At 67.0% G+C, this 17,510-nt stretch carries 15 protein-coding genes and 2 pseudogenes; 9 read left to right on the top strand and 8 right to left on the bottom strand.

The genetic code is table 11. The features are described from left to right. Positions 1 to 1,236 (bottom strand): annotated as a pseudogene (locus DI526_RS20205) (hypothetical protein); the annotation flags it as partial. Between the two features lie 201 nt (positions 1,237 to 1,437). Between DI526_RS20205 and DI526_RS20200 the strand changes: the two are divergent. From DI526_RS20200 to DI526_RS20185, 4 genes are read left to right on the top strand one after another with little or no spacing between them, the layout of a single operon-like run. Further along, positions 1,438 to 2,745 (top strand): serine hydrolase, encoded by a 1,308-nt coding sequence (locus tag DI526_RS20200; protein ID WP_304281787.1) that lies wholly within the window; start codon positions 1,438 to 1,440, stop codon positions 2,743 to 2,745. 37 nt (positions 2,746 to 2,782) lie between these two features. After that, positions 2,783 to 3,745: a zinc-binding alcohol dehydrogenase family protein gene (locus tag DI526_RS20195; protein ID WP_304281784.1), complete on the top strand. Its 963-nt coding sequence runs from the start codon at positions 2,783 to 2,785 to the stop codon at positions 3,743 to 3,745. Continuing rightward, entirely contained in the window at positions 3,742 to 4,677 is a 936-nt protein-coding gene (locus tag DI526_RS20190; protein ID WP_304281781.1) for a nitronate monooxygenase family protein, read from the top strand. The genes DI526_RS20195 and DI526_RS20190 overlap by 4 nt, the downstream gene beginning before the upstream one ends. A gap of 12 nt (positions 4,678 to 4,689) precedes the next feature. Next, a complete protein-coding gene (locus DI526_RS20185; protein ID WP_304281778.1) occupies positions 4,690 to 5,457 on the top strand; it encodes an SDR family NAD(P)-dependent oxidoreductase in 768 nt (255 codons plus the stop codon). Here the strand turns inward: DI526_RS20185 and DI526_RS20180 are convergent. Next, on the bottom strand, positions 5,454 to 6,293 hold the full coding sequence (locus tag DI526_RS20180) for an arginyltransferase (protein WP_304281775.1): 840 nt from the start codon (positions 6,291 to 6,293) through the stop codon (positions 5,454 to 5,456). The two genes, DI526_RS20185 and DI526_RS20180, sit on opposite strands and share 4 nt — an antisense overlap. A gap of 99 nt (positions 6,294 to 6,392) precedes the next feature. Continuing rightward, positions 6,393 to 7,292 carry a flagellar motor protein MotB gene (locus DI526_RS20175; protein WP_304281773.1) on the bottom strand — a complete coding sequence of 300 codons (900 nt, stop codon included), beginning with the start codon at positions 7,290 to 7,292 and terminating at the stop codon, positions 6,393 to 6,395. A gap of 113 nt (positions 7,293 to 7,405) precedes the next feature. Between DI526_RS20175 and DI526_RS20170 the strand changes: the two genes are divergently transcribed. Further along, the gene (locus DI526_RS20170) at positions 7,406 to 8,260 is read left to right on the top strand and encodes an NAD(P)-dependent oxidoreductase (protein WP_304281770.1); all 855 of its coding nucleotides are present in this window, start codon (positions 7,406 to 7,408) and stop codon (positions 8,258 to 8,260) included. Between the two features lie 4 nt (positions 8,261 to 8,264). Here the strand turns inward: DI526_RS20170 and bioD are convergent, their stop codons facing one another. Then, positions 8,265 to 8,921: a dethiobiotin synthase gene (bioD, locus tag DI526_RS20165; protein ID WP_304281767.1), complete on the bottom strand. Its 657-nt coding sequence runs from the start codon at positions 8,919 to 8,921 to the stop codon at positions 8,265 to 8,267. Next, positions 8,918 to 10,072, bottom strand: coding sequence for an 8-amino-7-oxononanoate synthase (gene bioF, locus DI526_RS20160; protein ID WP_304281764.1), 1,155 nt, complete (start codon positions 10,070 to 10,072; stop codon positions 8,918 to 8,920). Before bioF ends, bioD begins: the two co-directional genes overlap by 4 nt. A 72-nt stretch (positions 10,073 to 10,144) precedes the next feature. Between bioF and DI526_RS20155 the strand changes: the two genes are divergently transcribed. Both DI526_RS20155 and DI526_RS20150 read left to right on the top strand, forming a co-directional pair. Beyond that, a complete protein-coding gene (locus DI526_RS20155; RefSeq protein ID WP_304281761.1) occupies positions 10,145 to 11,407 on the top strand; it encodes an adenosylmethionine--8-amino-7-oxononanoate transaminase in 1,263 nt (420 codons plus the stop codon). Between the two features lie 7 nt (positions 11,408 to 11,414). Beyond that, positions 11,415 to 12,355 (top strand): annotated as a pseudogene (locus DI526_RS20150) (DMT family transporter). On the opposite strand, the gene DI526_RS20145 reads toward DI526_RS20150, so the two are convergent. Next, positions 12,352 to 12,876, bottom strand: coding sequence for a hypothetical protein (locus tag DI526_RS20145; protein ID WP_304281760.1), 525 nt, complete (start codon positions 12,874 to 12,876; stop codon positions 12,352 to 12,354). The pseudogene DI526_RS20150 and the gene DI526_RS20145 sit on opposite strands and share 4 nt — an antisense overlap. 43 nt (positions 12,877 to 12,919) lie before the next feature. Then, positions 12,920 to 13,444, bottom strand: coding sequence for a superoxide dismutase family protein (locus DI526_RS20140; RefSeq protein WP_304281758.1), 525 nt, complete (start codon positions 13,442 to 13,444; stop codon positions 12,920 to 12,922). Between the two features lie 125 nt (positions 13,445 to 13,569). On the opposite strand from DI526_RS20140, the gene gyrA reads away from it, so the two are divergent. Both gyrA and coaD read left to right on the top strand, forming a co-directional pair. Further along, entirely contained in the window at positions 13,570 to 16,326 is a 2,757-nt protein-coding gene (gyrA, locus tag DI526_RS20135) for a DNA gyrase subunit A (RefSeq protein ID WP_304281755.1), read from the top strand. A 27-nt stretch (positions 16,327 to 16,353) separates the two neighbouring features. After that, positions 16,354 to 16,845 carry a pantetheine-phosphate adenylyltransferase gene (gene coaD / locus DI526_RS20130; RefSeq protein ID WP_304281752.1) on the top strand — a complete coding sequence of 164 codons (492 nt, stop codon included), beginning with the start codon at positions 16,354 to 16,356 and terminating at the stop codon, positions 16,843 to 16,845. A gap of 262 nt (positions 16,846 to 17,107) precedes the next feature. On the opposite strand, the gene DI526_RS20125 is transcribed toward coaD, so the two are convergent. After that, positions 17,108 to 17,251, bottom strand: a complete 144-nt coding sequence (locus DI526_RS20125; RefSeq protein ID WP_304281749.1) for a hypothetical protein — start codon at positions 17,249 to 17,251, stop codon at positions 17,108 to 17,110. Between the last annotated feature and the right edge of the window lie 259 nt (positions 17,252 to 17,510).

Below are 17,510 nucleotides of genomic sequence, written 5' to 3'. Positions count from 1 at the left end.
GGTGGCGGTCGCGATGAAGTAGAGCTGCTTCTTCTCGCCAGGCCCGACGAGCCCGGCGAAGCTGAGTGCGTCGCGTCCCTTCTGAAAATCCTCAATGAGGGCGATATCGCTAACCTTGCCGTTCGAAAGATGCAGCGAGGCGAACGCGCCGATGTCGATGTTGTCGTAGCCGTCGCCCGTGATGATGCGTCCGTCGAACTTCTCGACAAAGATCGAGTCGTTGCCCTGGCCGGCGTCGATCAGCCCGCGCATGACGCCATTGTCGACCACGATGAGGTCGTTGCCACCGGCCGTGCGGATGTGCTTGCCGGCGTCCAGGCCGCCTGGACCGTCGGTGATGATCGGCTTGATCACGTCATTGCCGTCGCTGGCCAGGACGTGGGTGTTGTCATCCGGCGCCTGATTATAGGCGTCGACGTTCCAGTCGTGGGCGAAGCGGGCGGTTTCACCCGGCAGGCCCGGGTCCGACGGGCCACCCAACGCATAGTCGCCGCCCGCGCCATAGATCGAGAAGAAATGGTCGAAGGGAACGCCCTTGCCGGTTACCGCGACCTCGTTCAGGCAAGATCGTACGGCGTCTGCGTAGGGACCTTGGCCGCTCTTCATGGCTTCGGCCATCAGCGCGCCAATCATCGCTGCGCGGCTGCCGATGCCGTTGCCGCCTTCGCCGCCCAGCTCGACGAAATACTCTCCGCGCGTATAGGTCCCCCCGCGGCCGTTAGGCACGTCTGCGTCGAGATATTCTAGAGCCTTGTCGTGGGACATCGTGACGCCGAACAGCTTCAGATAGGCCTTCTGGAGCGTCGCATACATCGTGCCGTTCTCGCCGTACGCGTCGATGAAGTTCGCGCGCCCGTCGCCGTTCTTGGCCAGATTGATGGCGAAGTTGATGTAGCGGTTCGTGGTGTCGAACTTGGCATAATAGTCGCTGTTCAGATTGTTCGGATTGCCGCCCGTCGGGGACACCAGAAAGTCCAGCCCGGCGGTGCTCAAGGGCAGGTCGGCCAGGAAGCCGTAGGCCATCACCGCCACGGCGGTCGTCGCCTTGGCGCTGTCCATGATCCATTGGACGGCGCTCGCATAGGTCCAGCCGTCGCCCATCATGCCGTTACGCGCGGCGTCGATGCCGCCGGCCATCATGGTCAGTTGAGCGGTTGCGTCCGCGGGGAGCTCCGCGGTGGCTGGGACGCGGTTCACGTTGCGATAGATGCTGATCAGATTGGCGAGCGTGGCCATCGATTGCCTAACATGTCTATTTCGTAATCCCTCGTGCAGTAAAAAATATACTTGAACGTCGTTCGGTCAATCGGGCTCGTCATTAAATAACCGTCACCGTTGGGGGGCGTTGGTGAGCAGGACGCGCTCCGATCAAAAAGCGGTTTGACCCCGCTGACGCGCGCTCTAAGGTCGCTTCAAACATGTGTTTGGGAGGGGGACTTGGCGTTTCGCAAGCTGATCGGCGCGATCCTGGCCGCGACCTTGGCGAGTGGAGGCTTCGCGGTCGCAGCGGCGCCCAACCCTTCGGCTTTCGTCGTCGCCGCGCCGGAGAGCGCAGGCTTCTCACGCGAGGGTCTGGCCAAGCTCGACGCCCACATGCAGGGCCTCGTCGATACGGGGCATCTGCCGGGTGTGACGACCATGCTGGTCCGGCACGGCAAGGTCGTGAACTATCAGGTTCACGGCAAGAAGGGCTTCGACGGCCCGCCGATGACCAAGGATACGATCTTCCGGATCTACTCCCAGACCAAGCCGGTTACGGGCGTCGCCATGATGATCCTCTACGAAGAGGGCAAGTGGAAGCTGGACGACCCGGTCAGCAAGTACATCCCCGAATTCGCCTCCTTGCGCGTCTTCAAGGCGGTCAATCCTGACGGGTCGTTCGACACCGTCCCCGCCGACCGTCCGCCGACCATGCGCGAGATCATGAGCCACTCAGGCGGCTTCGCCTATGGCCTCGTCCCCGACAATCCCATCGACAAGGCCTATGCCCGCAACGTGCTGGCCGCGCGGACGCAGCAGGAGTTCGTCGACAACATCGCCAAGCTGCCGCTGGTCGCTCAGCCCGGGACGCGTTGGAAGTACAGCGTCTCCGTCGATATCCAGGGCCTGATCGTCGAGAAGCTGTCGGGCATGTCGCTGGGCGACTTCATGAAGTCGCGGATCTTCGAGCCGCTGAAGATGACTGACACGGGTTTCTGGCTGCCGGCCGAAAAGCAGGGGCGACTGGCGTCGCTCTACCTCTGGAGTCCCAAGGAGCAGAAGCTGGTCCCGGCCAGCGGCTTCATGGTGCTGGACATAACCAAACCGCCGGTCATGGCGTCCGGCGGCGGCGGTCTCGTTTCGACCAACGCCGACTACGCCCGCTTCGCGCAGATGCTGCTGAACGGCGGGACGCTGGACGGCAAGCGGATCCTGAAGCCTGAAACCGTCAAGCTGATGCGGACCAATGCGCTTAGCGACGCGATCATGAACGGCGACGCCCCGCCGTTCAACGCGGCCAGGGGGCGTGGCTTCGGTCTCGACTTCGCCGTGGTGCTGGACAGCGCCAAGGCCGGTCCGCAAGGCGAAGGGACCTTCAGCTGGGGCGGCGCGGCCGGCACCTGGTTCTGGATCGACCCGAAGAACGACCTCTTCTTCCTGGGCATGATCCATATCCTGAACAAGGATGGCGATCCGGCCATCAAGGACATCGACGACGATAGCGCCAAGCTTGTCTACGACGCCCTGAAAGACCCCAAGAAATAGGCCTTAAGGCCATGAGAACGGTAGGGAGTAACGCTGCATGAAGGCCGCCGTCTATTACGAGACCGGGGCGCCGGATGTCCTTCGCTATGAGGATGTTCCGGACCCGGTCTGCCATCCGCAAGGCGTGGTCATCCGCGTCGAGGCGGTCAGCATCGAGGGGGGCGATACCCTGAACCGTGGCGGCGGCCAGATGGCGGGCAGCCCCCATATCGTTGGCTATCAGGCCGCGGGAGAGATCGTCGAGGTCGGCGCCGAGGTCGCTCACCTCAAGGTCGGCCAGAAGGTGGTGACCGTGAACGCCTTCGGATCCCACGCCGAGCTGAGGGCCGTGCCGGCGCGCAACGCCTGGCCGATCCCCGAGGGCTTCGACATCCACAAGGCCTCGGCGATCCCCGTGCCCTTCGGCACCGCGCACGAGTGCCTTTTCGGCGCCGGCCGGCTCAAGGCCGGGGAGGCGGTGCTGGTCCAGGCGGGAGCGGGGGCTGTCGGCCTCGCCGCCATCCAGCTGGCCAAGAAGGCCGGCGCAACGGTCCTGGCCTCAGCCTCCAGCGACGCGCGCCTGGAGCGGCTGAAAGCTTTCGGCATGGACCACGGGATCAACTACAGCCGCGACGATCTCGTCGAGCAGGTGATGAAGCTCACCGGCGGCAAGGGCGTGGATCTGGTCGTCGATCCGGTCGGCGGCGCCACCCTGGCCGGCAGTCTCGGGGCGCTCGGCTATCGCGGACGTGTCTCGCTGGTCGGCAACGCCGGTCGCGAGCCGATGAAGGTCGATGTTTCGTCGCTGATGGCCGGCAATCGATCTCTGACGGGCGTCTTCCTCGGCGCCGAGATCATGACGGACCGGGTGCACGACATGATCCAGGATCTGATCGAGCAGGCCGCGCGCGGTGAGCTTGAGGTTCTGATCGACAGGACCTTCCCGCTGTCGGAGGCCGCCGCCGCCCACGCCTACATTGAGAGCCGTCAGGCCGTCGGTCGGGTGCTGCTGATCCCATGAGCAACCGTGTCCTGGCCCACACGGGCGCCAAGTATCCGATCATCCAGGCTCCCATGGGCTGGATCGCGCGGTTCCCGCTGGCAAGCGCTGTGTCGCGCGCCGGCGGCCTCGGGATCATCGAGACCTCGTCCGGAGAAACCGAAAACTGCAAGGCCGAGATCACCAGAATGGCGGCCACCGGCCTGCCGTTTGGCGTAAACCTGCCGATCCTGTTCCTGCGCGACGACGCCATGCTGCGCTTTGTCTGCGAGAGCGGGGTCAAGTTCGTGACGACCTCGGCAGGCAGCCCGGCCAAGTTCATCGGGCCGCTGAAGGACGCGGGCATCGTGGTCTATCACGCCGTCCCCACCGTCGATGCGGCGGTGAAGTGCGTCGAGGCGGGCGTCGATGGCCTGGTCGTCGAAGGCGCCGAAGGGGGCGGCTTCAAGAACCCCGAGGAAGTCTCGACCCTGGTTCTGCTACAGGCGATCCGGGCCAAGGTCGACGTGCCGCTGGTGGCCGCCGGCGGCATCTGCGACGGGCGAGGCATGGCCGCCGCCTTCGCCCTCGGTGCAGAGGCGATCCAGATGGGCACGCGCTTCGTCAGCTCTGCCGAGAGCCCCGTGCACGCCAACTACAAGGCCGCGATCACCGGGGCCAAGGAGACCGGCACCTGGGTGCTGAACAAGAAGGCCAGCCCCTGCATCCGAACGATCAAGTCCGAACTGACCAAGGAAATCCACGACGCGGGCGTCATGCCGCCCGACGTGTTGCGGAACATCCTCGACGTCTATTTCGGTGGTGACATGGAAGCCGCGCCAGCCTTGGCCGGCCAGACGGTCGGCCTGATCGACGCAGTCAAACCCGTTCAGGAGATCGTCGACGAGACCGTCGCCCAATTCCACGCCATTTGCGGGCGCCTCGGCGCCCTGGCCGCAGCGCGCGGCTTCTAGAGGATATTCGACATGCAGAACCTGTTCTCGCTCGAAGGCCGCGTGGCGGTGGTGACCGGCGGCTCGCGCGGCATCGGCGCCATGATCGTCAAGGGCTTCCTGACCTACGGCGCCAAGCGCGTCTACATCACCGCCCGCAAGGCCGCCGCCTGTGACGCGGCCGCCGAGGCGCTCAGCGAGTTTGGCGAGTGCGTCTCGCTGCCGGGCGACATCTCGACGATGGAGGGGATCCAGGGCCTAGCCGACCGGATCAAGGAGCGCGAGGACAAGCTCGACATCCTGGTCAATAACGCCGGCGCGGCCTGGGGCGCGGCGTTCGACGAGTTCCCGGAGGCCGGCTGGGACAAGACCGTCGACCTGAACATGAAGACGCCGTTCTTCCTGACCCAGGCGCTGATCGATCCGCTCCGCGCCGCGGCCAAGGACCGGGTGGCCAAGGTGATCAACATCGCGTCGATCGACGGCCAGTCGGTGACCAAGGACGAGACCTACCCTTACGGCGCCTCGAAGGCGGGCCTGTTGCACATGACCAAGCGCATGGCCCTGCGCCTGGCCGCCGATAACATCGCCGTCAGCTGCATCGCGCCCGGCGCCTTCGCCTCGGACATGAACAAGGTCGCTCGTGACCACGCCGACGCGGTCGCCAAGATGATCCCGGCGGGGCGCATCGGCGAGGAGGAGGACATGGCCGGCGCGGCCATCTACCTGGCGTCGCGGGCGGGGGACTATGTGATGGGCGGCGCGGTCACCGTGGACGGCGGGGTCAGCTTCGCGCGCTAACCCAGCTCCTCGATATCCGCCGGCTCGGCGTCGCTGAGAGGCAGGTCGCAGGCGTCCTTCGCGTCGCCGCGCATCGCCGGCGGGCGAGCGCCGCGCTCCCGAGCCGACATCAGCGACCAGCCGCCGGGTTTCAGGATCTCCAGCGGCGAGAAACGGGCCTTGTAAGCCATCTTCTCGCTGCCGGGCACCCAATAGCCAAGATAGACATAGGGCAGGCCGCTCTGCTGGGCCTGGACGATATGGTCCAGGATGATGAAGGAGCCCAAGCTACGGCGGGTCTCGTCCGGCTTGTAGAAGCTGTAGACCAGGGAGAGGCCGTCAGCGAGCACGTCGACCAGCACGCAAGCGACCAGATCGCCGGGGCCGCGATCGACGGACTTGCGCCGATACTCGATCAGATGGGTGCGGACGGCGGTGTCCTCGACCATCGCCACATAGTCGGGCCAGGTCATTTCGGCCATGCCCCCGTCTGCATGCCGCGTGAGCAGATATCGGCGCAGCAGCTCGAACTGCTCCAGCGTCGCTTCGGCCTCGACGAGATGGCGCTCGAGATCGTCGTTGCGGTTCAGGACCTTTCGTTCAGACCGCGAGAGCACGTATTCGCCGGCCGGCGCCCGGGCGGACTGGCACGCGCGGCAGGTCTCACAGGCGGGGCGATAGGCGATGTTCTGGGAGCGGCGGAAGCCGACCTGGGTCAGGCTGTCATTGACGGTCGGCCCGTCGGACAGCGGCAGGTGGGCGAACACCTTCCGCTCCTCGCGGCCAGGCAGGTAGGGGCAAGGCGTGGGCGCGGTCAGGAAGAACCGAAGCTGTCGCGTCGGAAAATGCTGCGTCACGGAAGCCCGGTCCCCTCTAGCTTGAAAGCGCCCTCATCGCGATTAGGGGGTATCGCGTCTGGTTGCGCAAGCGTCACAGCGCCCGCGCGCGGCGAACGGTCACAGACCGTCGGGCAGAACCGGCTTTTCGCGCAGAAGCACGATCGAGATACGACGGTTTCCGGCCAGGGTCGGATCGTCGGCATAGAGCGGTTCGGAATTGGCCTTGCCCGACACCTGGTAGATGCGGTCATTGTCGACCCCTGCGGCGCTGAGGATCTGACGCGAGGAGTCGGCGCGCGCGGCCGACAGTGACCAGTCGCCGTCCTGCCTTTTGCCGTAGGCGCTGGCGCTGGTGTGACCCGAGATCGTCACGCGGTTGGGCAGCTGGTTGATCACCTTCGCGACGGCGCGGAGCAGAATTCGCGCCCTGTCGTTCGGGACCTTCGAGTTCTCCTGGAACATCGAACGGCCTTCCTGGTCGACCAGCTGGATGCGAAGCCCTTCCGGCGTCTGGTCGATCAGGATCTGCTTCGACAGCTCCGCCAGTTCCGGCATGTCCTGCAACGACTGGCGCAGCGATTGGGCGGCCGAGGCGAAGCTGTCCTGTTCCTTCTTGGCCAGGGCGTCGCGGAGCGCCTGCTCGCTGGCCGAGGACAGGTTGGCGGTGTCGGTCGATTGGCCGTCCTTCTCGACGTTGTCGGGCACCTCGGGCGCCATCTGCTGGATGGCCGACATCTTGCCATCCGACTTGGCGCCGTCGTCACCGAGCGAGGTCCCACCCAGGATCCCGCCCGCGCCGCTGGTGGTGGACGAGATCGAGGCCGGCGCGAAATAGTCGGCGATGCCTTGCTTCTGCTCCGGGCTGGTCGTGTTCAGCAGCCACATCAGCAGGAAGAAGGCCATCATCGCGGTCACGAAGTCGGCATAGGCCACCTTCCAGGCGCCGCCGTGGTGGCCATGGCCCGAGACCTTCTTCACCTTCTTGATGAGGATCGGTTGCTCGCTGCTGACCGCCATCGTGCTTAAGCCTGTTTAACCCAACGACCGCAACCTGACCGAGGCGCGTTAAGATGGGGTTGAAGAAGCGGGGGCAGCCCGCGTAATTCGGGGGCTAACACTAGGAGTTCGCGATGAAGACGGCGTTTATCGGCCTTGGCGTCATGGGCTTTCCGATGGCGGGGCATCTCAAGTCCGCCGGCCACGAGGTCGCCGTCTATAACCGCAGCCCCGACAAAGCGCGTCGTTGGGCGGAAAAGCATGGCGGTTCCGCCTTCGCCAAGATCGCCGAGGCGGTCTCCGGCGCCGAAGTCGTGCTGCTGTGCGTCGGCAATGACGACGATGTTCGCGACGTCGTGGCGCAGGCCTTGCCGGCCATGGCCGAGGGCGGGGTGATCGTGGACCACACCACCACCTCCGCCAAGGTCGCGCGCGAGATGGCGGCCCTGGCGGCGGCCAGTGGTCTAAGCTTCGTCGACGCCCCGGTCTCGGGCGGTCAGGCGGGCGCCGAGAACGGTCAGCTGACCATCATGGCGGGCGGCGACCAAGCGGCCTACGACCGCGTTCTGCCGGTGATCGAGGTCTACGCCAAGGCCGTCCGCCGCATGGGCGAGGTGGGCGCTGGCCAGCTGACCAAGATGTGCAACCAGATCGCCATCGCCGGCGTCGTCCAGGGCGTCGCCGAGGCGCTGCACTTCGCCAAGCGCGCCGGTCTGCCGACGGACGACGTGCTGGCGGCGATCTCCAAGGGCTCGGCCCAGTCCTGGCAGATGGAGAACCGCTGGGCGACCATGGCGCGCGGCGAGTTCGAGTTCGGCTTCGCCGTCGACTGGATGCGCAAGGACCTGGGCATCGCGCTGGACGAGGCCCGCGCCAACGGCGCCACGCTGCCGGGCGCGGCCCTGATCGACCAGTTCTACGCCGAGGTTCAGGCCATGGGCGGCGCCCGCTGGGACACGTCGAGCCTCGTGGCGCGGCTGGAAAAGTAGACCGCTACCGAAGCAGGACGTCGGCCAGTTCGCCGGCGTCCCATGCGGGTCGAGGGGCGACGAGGATCGGGGCCTGTCGCTCGAAGACCCGGATCATCTCCACGGTTTGGTTCAGGTCCGGCGCATCGAGGCTCTCACTGATCACGAGGGCCGCCACCGCCAGACCCCGCGCCCGCAGCACTTCCAGCGCGGTCAGCAGATGGCTGGCCGTGCCGAGATAGCTTCCCGCGACCAGCAGGACGGGCAGGCCCAGCGCTACCATCAGATCCAGGTTCGTCGCATCGTCGGTCATCGGCGACATCACGCCGCCAGCCCCCTCGACGAGGACGAGATCGGCGTCCCGCGCGTCCAGCCAGGTCCTGCAGTCGCCGATCAGGTCGTGTATCCTCAGCACATCGCCCTCCAGCCGCGCGGCGAGGTTCGGAGCCAGCGGGGCGCGGTAGCGGCGCGGCGAGACGTCCGCCCAAGCGTTTGGTCTCCCCAGGGCGACGGCTAGACGCGCAGGATCGCTCGAATCCGGCGCATCGGGATCAAAGCCGCTGACCACGGGCTTGAAGGCGTCCACGCTCAGCCCCCGCTTTCGCGCCGCCTCCAGTAACGCGCAGCCGATGTGGGTCTTGCCAAGATCTGTGCCCGTCCCGGCGACGAAGAACGCTCTCATGCGGCTCGCCCTCGCAGAGCGGCGATAGCGTCGGCCAGGCGGATCACGTCTGCGTCCTCATGGGCCGCGTTGAAAGCAACCCGAAGCCGCGCCGTGCTCTCTGGCACCGTCGGGGGGCGTATGGCGACCACCAGGAAGCCTTGCGCTTCCAGGGCAGTCGACGCGGAGAGGGCGGCCTCGGCGCTTCCGAGCACCACCGGCACGATGGGGCTCTCGGCTTCTGGTAAGCCTAGCTTTTTCGTGAACAGCCGCGCCTTTGCGAGCGGTCGAGCGGTGAGCGCCGGCTGGGTCTCGATAAGGTCCAGCGCCGCAAGGGCGGCGGCGGCCGAGGCGGGAGGAAGGCCAGTGGCGTAGACGAGCGTGCGGGCGCGGGTCTTCAGCAGGTCGACAACCGCCTGGGAGCCGCACAGATAGCCACCATAGGAGCCAAGCGCCTTGGATAGGGTGCCCATCTGAAGCGGGATCTGGGCGCCAGGGAACAAGGCGGCCGAGCCGCGCCCTTCGGCCAGCACGCCCACACCGTGCGCATCGTCGCTGAGCAGCCACGCGTCGTGGCGCGCGCAGAGGTCGGAGAGCCGATCCAACGGCGCGATATCGCCGTCCATCGAGAACACGCCGTCCGTGGCGACCAGGGCGTGGCGGGCGAGGGGGCGTTCGGCGTTCAGCAGACGCTCCAGGTCGGCGACATCGTTGTGGGCGAACTTGACGATCTTGGCGCCCGAAAGCTGCGCGCCCGCCCAGATGCAAGCGTGGGCCAGGGCGTCGACCAGTACGACGTCGCCAGGCCCAGTCAGGGTCGGGATCACGCCGGTGTTGGCGAGGTAGCCCGAACCGAACACGCAGGCCGCCTCGGTCCCCTTCAGCCGCGCCAGTCGCTTTTCGAGGTCACCCAGAAGCGGATGGTCGCCTGTCACCAGCCGCGAGGCCGCCGCGCCCGCGCCGTAGTTCAGCGCCGCTTCGGCCGCCGCCGCGCGCACCTGCGGATGCTGCGACAGGCCTAGGTAGTCGTTGCACGAGAACGAGATCAGCCGCCGTCCGGCGCGCTCGACCACGGCGCCATCATGGCGTCGCGTGGGCTTGAGCCACCGCCGCAGGCTCTTGGCTTCCAGGGTCGCCAGCTTCTCGCCGGCGAAGGCGTCGAGGCTCTGCATGTCGTTTCCCGTTTGCCGTGGCTGGTGGGCGGGAATAGGCAAGGCGCCCCGAGTCCGCAAACGGAAAGCGTCATGACCGATCCCCACTGGCTGACCGCCGGCGCGCCGCATGTCTGGCGTCCTTACTGCCAGATGAAGACGGCGCGCCCGCCGCTGCCGGTCGTGGCCACGCGCGGGTCGCGCCTAGTGCTGTCGGACGGTCGCGAGCTGGTCGACGGCTTGGCTTCGTGGTGGACCGCCTGCCACGGTTACAATCATCCGCATATCGCCGAAGCCATGCGCGACCAGATCGAGCAGATGCCGCACGTCATGTTCGGCGGTCTCGCGCACGAGCCGGCTTACCGACTGGCCAGGCGCCTAGCGCAGATGCTGCCTGGCGACTTGAGCCACGTCTTTTTCGCCGAAAGCGGCTCGGTCTCCGTCGAGATCGCCATGAAGATGGCGCTGCAGTTCCACATCAATCGGGGCGTGGCGGGACGCACGAAATTCCTGGCCTTCCGGGGCGGCTATCACGGCGACACCCTGGTGACCATGACGGTCTGCGACCCGGAGGAGGGGATGCACAGCCTGTTCGCGGGCGTGATGCCGGCCCAGGTCATCGCCGATCTCCCGCGCGACGCGGAGAGCGAGGCGGCGCTGGACACGCTGCTGGCGGCGCGCGGGGCGGAGATTGCGGCGATCCTTGTTGAGCCTCTAGTGCAGGGCGCGGGCGGAATGTTGCTGCATCCGCCGCAGGTCCTGCGGACCCTTCGCCGGCTCGCCGACAAGCACGGCGTTCTGCTGATCTTCGACGAGATCTTCACCGGCTTTGGGCGCACGGGGACCTTGTTCGCCATGCAGGCCGCCGGGATCGAGCCGGATATCGTGACGCTGTCGAAAGCTCTGACCGGCGGGACGCTGCCCCTTTCGGCGGCCGTGGCCTCGCGCAAGGTCTTCGAGGCCTTCTGGTCCGACGACGCAAGCGCCGCGCTGATGCACGGCCCGACCTACATGGCCAATCCGCTGGCCTGCGCCGCGGCCAACGCCTCGCTCGACCTGTTCGAGGACGGAGCTTGGGCGGGCAACGTCGACCGGGTCGGCGCCGCACTCGCCGAAGGTCTCGAGCCCTGCCGGGAAGGCAAGGGTGTCGTCGATATCCGCACCCTGGGCGCGATCGGCGTCGTCGAGTTCGACGCGCCGGTGGCCGTCGGCGAGCTTTGCGCGCGCTTTGCTGAACTGGGCGTCTGGATCCGGCCCATGGGCAAGGTGATCTATCTGACGCCGGCCTTCACGACACCGAATGAGGACCTCGCCCGGCTGACATCCGCCGTCCGCACGGTGGTCGGCGTCGCCTGACCCGCGATTGACCCGCGGCGGCGGGTCTGGTCCAAGCGAGCCATGTCCGCCAAGTCCTCGCCCCTGACCGGTCTGGAATATCTCGCCATCCTGGCGATCATCCTGACCTGGGGGCTCAACAATGTCGCTGCGAAGGTGGCGACGTTGTACCTGCCGCCGATGCTGATGGGCGGCTTGCGGTTCCTGGTGGCCCTGGCGTTCCTGTTTCCGTTCATCCGCCCCCCGTTCCCGGAGCCGCGCAAGATCCTGACGATCGTCCTGCTGACCGGGCCGATCCATTTCGGGATCATCTATGTCGCCTTCAGCATGGCCAAGGCGCTGAGCCCGCTGGTGGTGGCGAGCCAACTGTGGATTCCCTTCACCGCGATCTTCGCCTGGCGGATGCTGGGCGAGAGCATGCGCCCTCCCGCCGTGACCGGTCTGGTGATCGCCTTCGTCGGCGTGGCCTGGATGAGTCTTGATCCGCACGCCACGGGCGATCTCCCCGCTATCGCCCTGATCGTCGTCGCCGGCGCCTGCTGGGCGGTGGCGACGGTGCTGGTGCGCAAGACGCCAGGGATCAAGCCCCTGAAAATGCAAGGCATGACGGCCCTGGTGGCCGCGCCCGTGCTGCTGGCGCTGTCGTTCGTCTTCGAGACGGGCCAGATCGAGAAGGTCAAGGCCGCGCCGACCATCGCCTGGGCGGCGGTGCTGTTCGCGGCGGTGGTCTCGACGGTCGGGGCCAGCGCGTTGCTGTTCTGGCTGGTGCAGCGGCGCGAGGCTGGGCGGGTGACGCCCTACTTCCTCCTGACGCCGCTGGTCTCTTGCAGTCTCGGCATCCTGTTTCTGGGCGACAAGCTGACGTCCCAGCTGCTGATCGGCGGCGGGGCGACGATGGTGGGGGTCGCCCTGGTCGCCATGACCGAGAAGCGGATCAAGCCGGAAGAGGCGATCGCCGAAGCCGCCTAGCCCTTCGGTGGCGGGCAGCGATCGGCGGTTTCGCGCCGGAGCAGGGCGGGCGTCGCTCTGATCTCGGTCTGATCACCGTCGTAGGTCCCTGTGGTGATGCCGCCCCTCACCGCCAAGGGTTCGTTCGGGCGGACGCGGACCAGGAACAGCCCGGCGATATCCTGCATGTCGTCGAGGCTGACATAGGCCGCGCCGACCGTGGCCTGACCCTTCAGTTCAGTGACGCCTTCGCCGGCGCCGGTGGCGTTGATCGTCCAGCCGGGGGGCACGTGGCAGACGGCCAGCACGTCGAGGCCGGAAACCTCGAGATCGAAAGCCTGCAGGTTCTGATTGGTGTTGGCTGGCCGCCAGGCCAGCGACACGAGCTCTGTTGGCTGAGCTGCCGGTTGCGGCGGCGCGGCCGGCGCGGCCTGGGATGTCGGAGGCGTGGGCGCCTCGGCCTTGCGATCGCCCTTCTGGCCATCGCAGGCGGCCGTCGCGGCCATCAGCAGGGCGAGGATCGACAGTCGCCAGATACGCATGGGGTGTCCCGCCGAGGGGTGAGTCTCGGCGGGAGCTAAGCGACTACTTGATCACGCCGCAAGCGGCGCGCGCGCCGGCGCCGCCGATCGGCTGGCTCTTGTGGTCGTCGGGGCTGGCGTGGACGACGATGGCCGAGCCGTCGGCGTCCAGCAGGGCCGGGCGGCCGCCGGCGCCCTTCAGAGACACCAGCGTCGAGTAGACCTCGGCCGTGGCGGAGCCGTCGGCGTTGGCGAAGATGTTCGGCAGGTCGCCGTTATCATTGGCGTCGGGGTTCAGCAGGCCGTGGACCGTCGTCGCGGCCGTGTGGACGTGGGCGCCGGCGGACTTGAAGTCGGGCGCGCCGCAGTCGCCCTTCTCGTGGAAGTGGATCGCGTGCCAGCCCGGCGTCAGGCCCTTCAGCTCCAGCTTCAGCAGCACGCCGTGCGGGGCCTCGGTGAGGCTGACGACGCCCAGATCCTTGCCGTCGCCGCCCTTGACCTGGGCGGTCGCGGCGGTCTGGGCCAGGGCCGGCGCGGCGGTGAGCAGGGCGGCCAAGCCGAGGGTCGTCGCGAGGGTGAGGCTGCGCATGACGGGGTTTCCTTCTGAACAAGCGGGGACTGGGGACGAAGCGGCCGGAAAGGTGGCGCCGAGCCCATTGGAATGCTAACAGTTTTCGACAGTTCCGTGTCCGATTCTGACGGCGAAAAATCCCCTTGAGCGACGAACACACCACCATCCCCGCCGACGGTTCCCGCGGGGATATCGCCCCGATCAACATCGAGGACGAACTCCGCCGCTCCTACCTCGACTACGCCATGAGCGTGATCGTCAGCCGCGCCCTGCCGGACGCGCGCGACGGTCTCAAGCCCGTGCACCGTCGGGTGCTGTTCTCGATGCACGAACAGGGGCAGACCCCGGACCGTCCGTACGTCAAGTCGGCCCGCGTGGTCGGTGACGTGATGGGTAAGTACCACCCGCACGGCGACGCCTCGATCTACTTCACCCTGGTCCGCATGACCCAGTCGTTCTCGATGGGTCTGGTGCTCATCGACGGCCAGGGCAACTTCGGCTCGGTCGATGGGGACATGCCCGCGGCCATGCGCTACACCGAGTGCCGGATGGCCCCGCCGGCCATGGCGCTGCTGGCCGACCTGGACAAGGACACGGTCGACTTCGCCGACAACTACGACGGCAAGGAGCAGGAACCGACCGTCCTGCCGTCGCGGATTCCGAACCTGCTGGTTAATGGCGCGGGCGGCATCGCCGTCGGCATGGCCACGAATATCCCGCCGCACAATCTCGGCGAAATCATCGACGCCTGCCTTCTGCTGATCGACGAGCCCGATTGCACGACCGATCAGTTGCTCGATCTGGTGCCCGGTCCCGACTTCCCGACAGGCGGTGAGATCATCGGGCGCGCGCCGCCGCGTCAGGCGCTGCTGACCGGCCGCGGCTCGGTGGTCATGCGCGGCGTCGCCAGCGTCGAAGAGCTCCGCGCCGGCCGCGAGGCCATCATCATCACCGAGATCCCGTATCAGGTGAACAAGGCCAACCTGGTCGAGCATATCGCCGAGCTGGTTCGCGAGAAGCGGATCGAAGGCGTCGCCGACATCCGCGACGAGTCCAATCGCGACGGCATGCGCATCGTCGTCGAGCTGAAGCGGGACGCTTCGGGCGAGGTGATCCTGAACCAGCTGTACCGCTTCACGGCGCTGCAGACCTCGTTCGGCGTCAACATGCTGGCCCTGAACCGCGGCCGGCCCGAGCAGATGGGCCTGCACCAGCTGCTGCAGCTGTTCGTCGAGTTCCGCGAGGAAGTCGTCGTCCGCCGCACCAAGTTCGAACTCGGCAAGGCCCGGGACCGCGGCCACGTGCTGGTCGGCCTGACCATCGCCGTCGCCAATATCGACGAGTTCATCCACATCATCCGCTCGTCGAAGGACCCGACCGAGGCCCGCGAGCGCCTGGTGGCCAAATCCTGGCCGGCCGGCGACATGCTGCCGCTGGTCGAGCTGATCGCCGACCCGCGCACCATCCAGGAAGACGGCGGACTGATCCGCCTCACCGACGAGCAGGCCCGCGCCATTCTCGCCTTGACCCTGTCGCGTCTGACGGGCCTGGGCCGCGAGGAAATCGGCAACGAGGCTGAAGCCCTGGCCGACGCCATCCGCGGCTATCTGGAGCTGCTCTCCGACCGCGCCAACATCATGGCGGTGGTGCGCCAGGAGCTGGTCGAGGTTCGCGAGAAGTTCGCTGTTCCGCGCCGTAGCCAGATCGTCGACGGCGACGCCGACGTCGAGGACGAGGACCTGATCGTCCGTGAGGACATGGTGATCACCGTCACCATGGGCGGCTATGTCAAGCGCACGCCGCTGGCCAACTACCGCACCCAGCACCGGGGCGGGAAGGGCAAGTCGGGCATGGCGACCAAGAACGAGGACGCCGTCACCCGGGTGTTCTCGGCCTCAACCCACGCGCCGCTGCTGTTCTTCACGTCGGGCGGCAAGGTCTACAAGATGAAGGTGTGGCGCCTGCCGCTGGGCGTCGCGAATTCGCGCGGCAAGGCGTTCGTCAACCTGCTGCCGATCGAGTCCGGAGAGACTATCACCTCGATCCTGGCCCTGCCCGAGGACGAGGCGACCTGGAGCGGCCTGGACGTGATGTTCGCCACCCGCTCGGGCAGCGTCCGTCGCAACAAGCTGAGCGACTTCGTGGACGTCCGCCGCAATGGCAAGATTGCCATGAAGCTCGACGAGGGCGATGGCATTGTCGGCGTCGCGGTCTGCAACGCCGACCAGGACGTGCTGCTGACCACCGCCGCCGGCCGCTGCATCCGCTTCTCGGTCGACGAGGTGCGGGTGTTCGCCAGCCGCGACTCCACCGGCGTGCGCGGCGTGCGCCTAGCCGAGGGCGACGAAGTCATCTCGATGGCCGTGCTCCGCAGCGTCGACGCGACGCCCGCCGAGCGCGCGGCCTACCTCAAGCACCAGCGCGCCATGCTGCGCGCCGCCGGGGAAGAGGGAGATGATACGCCCGTCGCCGCTGAGGAGGGCGAAGAGGAAGGTGACGAAACCACCCTGTCGCCCGAACGCATCGCCGAATTGGGCGCGGCCGAGGAAATCCTGCTGACCGTGTCGTCGGAAGGCTTCGGCAAGCGCACCAGCGCCTATGATTTCCGTCGCACGGGCCGCGGCGGCCAGGGCCTGGCGGCTCAGGATTTGAGCAAGCGCGGGGGCCGTCTTGTGGGCTCTTTCCCGGTCGACGAGAGCGATCAGATCCTGCTGGTCACCGACGCCGGACAGCTGATCCGCGTGCCGGTTTCGCAAATTCGTGTTGCAGCGCGGAATACTCAGGGCGTAACCATCTTCCGCACCGCGCAGGACGAGCACGTCGTCAGCGTCGAGCGTCTCGCCGATTCCGGCGGCGACGATAACCAGGGCGAGGACAGCGGGGCGGACGAGACTCCGTAACCCTCGATCCGTAGCGTAGGGGGTTGCATGCGGGTTGGGCTTTATCCCGGAACGTTCGATCCGGTCACCAACGGTCACCTCGATATCATCGGGCGGGCCGTCAAGCTGGTCGACAAGCTGGTGATCGGCGTCGCCGTCAATATCGGCAAGGGGCCGCTGTTCTCGCTGGAGGAACGCGTCGCCATTCTCGAGCGCGAGACAGCTCACCTGACCAAGATCGCCGAGATCGAGGTGCGGCCGTTCGAAAGCTTGCTGATGCACTTCGCGCGGGACGTGAACGCCCAGATGATCGTGCGCGGCCTGCGCGCCGTCGCTGACTTCGAATACGAATTCCAGATGACGGCGATGAACCAGCAGCTGGACCGTGAGATCGAGACCGTCTTCCTGATGGCGGATCCGCGCCACCAGGCGATCGCTTCGCGGCTGGTCAAGGAGATCGCCACCCTGGGCGGCGATATCTCCAAGTTCGTTCCGACCGGCGTCGCCCAACAGCTGCTGTCCAAGGTGGGACGCGGCTGAGCACGCAGGACGGGAAGGCCGCCGAACGCGACGGCTTCCCGTTCCGGACGTTCCGACTATCGCGGCGTGCTTTGCCCGGCGCTGGTCGACGGTGACGATGACCCTGAGGTCGTGGCGCCCGGCGTGGTTCCGGTCGAGCGGTCCTGCGTGCTGTTCGAGCCCGGGGCTCCGGTTCCGGGTGAAGCGCTTCCGTTGGCGCCGGCGGCGGTCCCCGCGGCCCCATTCGCTGGCGTTCCGCTTGCGTCGACATTGCCGGGCGTCGTCATGTCCGGGCGGTGGGCGTCTGGCCAGCCTCGGTCGCGGCGGCTGGCGCTTGATTTTCGTCGCGCCGCGAGCAGCCGCCCAGCGCCGTAGGGGTGGCGAGGCTGATCACGGACAAGCCGATCGTAAGGGCGTGTCGGGTCATGGATGTCTCCTTCTCGTGTGGATGGACGCCCTGGACCAACGGCGGCGAGAGGCGGTTCGCTGCGCGACACACGCAAAGGACATTCTGCGAGATGCGGATTGGCTCTTCCGCTTCGCCCCGAAGCGGCCGGAATCCTGAGGTTCAAGGTTCGCCGCACTTGTCGGGGAGGCCGTGTCGTTCTACGCCGGCCGTGATCTATTCTGTTCGGGGTAATCGATGAAGTTCGCCATGACCGCCGCCGCCCTGGCGCTTGCCGCAC

Origin of the sequence: Caulobacter segnis, from assembly GCF_003243465.1 — a bacterium.
GTDB classification, from domain to species: Bacteria; Pseudomonadota; Alphaproteobacteria; order Caulobacterales; family Caulobacteraceae; genus Caulobacter; species Caulobacter segnis_A.
This window is presented reverse-complemented; position numbering and strand designations above follow the sequence as displayed.

Excerpts from the sequence above, each read along its gene's own strand:
- DI526_RS20190 (WP_304281781.1), top strand. The coding sequence starts at position 3,742 with ATGAGCAACCGTGTCCTGGCCCACACGGGCGCCAAGTATCCGATCATC.
- DI526_RS20155 (WP_304281761.1), top strand. The coding sequence starts at position 10,145 with ATGACCGATCCCCACTGGCTGACCGCCGGCGCGCCGCATGTCTGGCGT.
- DI526_RS20185 (WP_304281778.1), top strand. The coding sequence starts at position 4,690 with ATGCAGAACCTGTTCTCGCTCGAAGGCCGCGTGGCGGTGGTGACCGGC.
- DI526_RS20140 (WP_304281758.1), bottom strand. The coding sequence starts at position 13,444 with ATGCGCAGCCTCACCCTCGCGACGACCCTCGGCTTGGCCGCCCTGCTC.
- DI526_RS20195 (WP_304281784.1), top strand. The coding sequence starts at position 2,783 with ATGAAGGCCGCCGTCTATTACGAGACCGGGGCGCCGGATGTCCTTCGC.
- bioD (WP_304281767.1), bottom strand. The coding sequence starts at position 8,921 with ATGAGAGCGTTCTTCGTCGCCGGGACGGGCACAGATCTTGGCAAGACC.
- DI526_RS20170 (WP_304281770.1), top strand. The coding sequence starts at position 7,406 with ATGAAGACGGCGTTTATCGGCCTTGGCGTCATGGGCTTTCCGATGGCG.
- coaD (WP_304281752.1), top strand. The coding sequence starts at position 16,354 with ATGCGGGTTGGGCTTTATCCCGGAACGTTCGATCCGGTCACCAACGGT.
- DI526_RS20125 (WP_304281749.1), bottom strand. The coding sequence starts at position 17,251 with ATGACCCGACACGCCCTTACGATCGGCTTGTCCGTGATCAGCCTCGCC.
- DI526_RS20175 (WP_304281773.1), bottom strand. The coding sequence starts at position 7,292 with ATGGCGGTCAGCAGCGAGCAACCGATCCTCATCAAGAAGGTGAAGAAG.
- DI526_RS20145 (WP_304281760.1), bottom strand. The coding sequence starts at position 12,876 with ATGCGTATCTGGCGACTGTCGATCCTCGCCCTGCTGATGGCCGCGACG.
- bioF (WP_304281764.1), bottom strand. The coding sequence starts at position 10,072 with ATGCAGAGCCTCGACGCCTTCGCCGGCGAGAAGCTGGCGACCCTGGAA.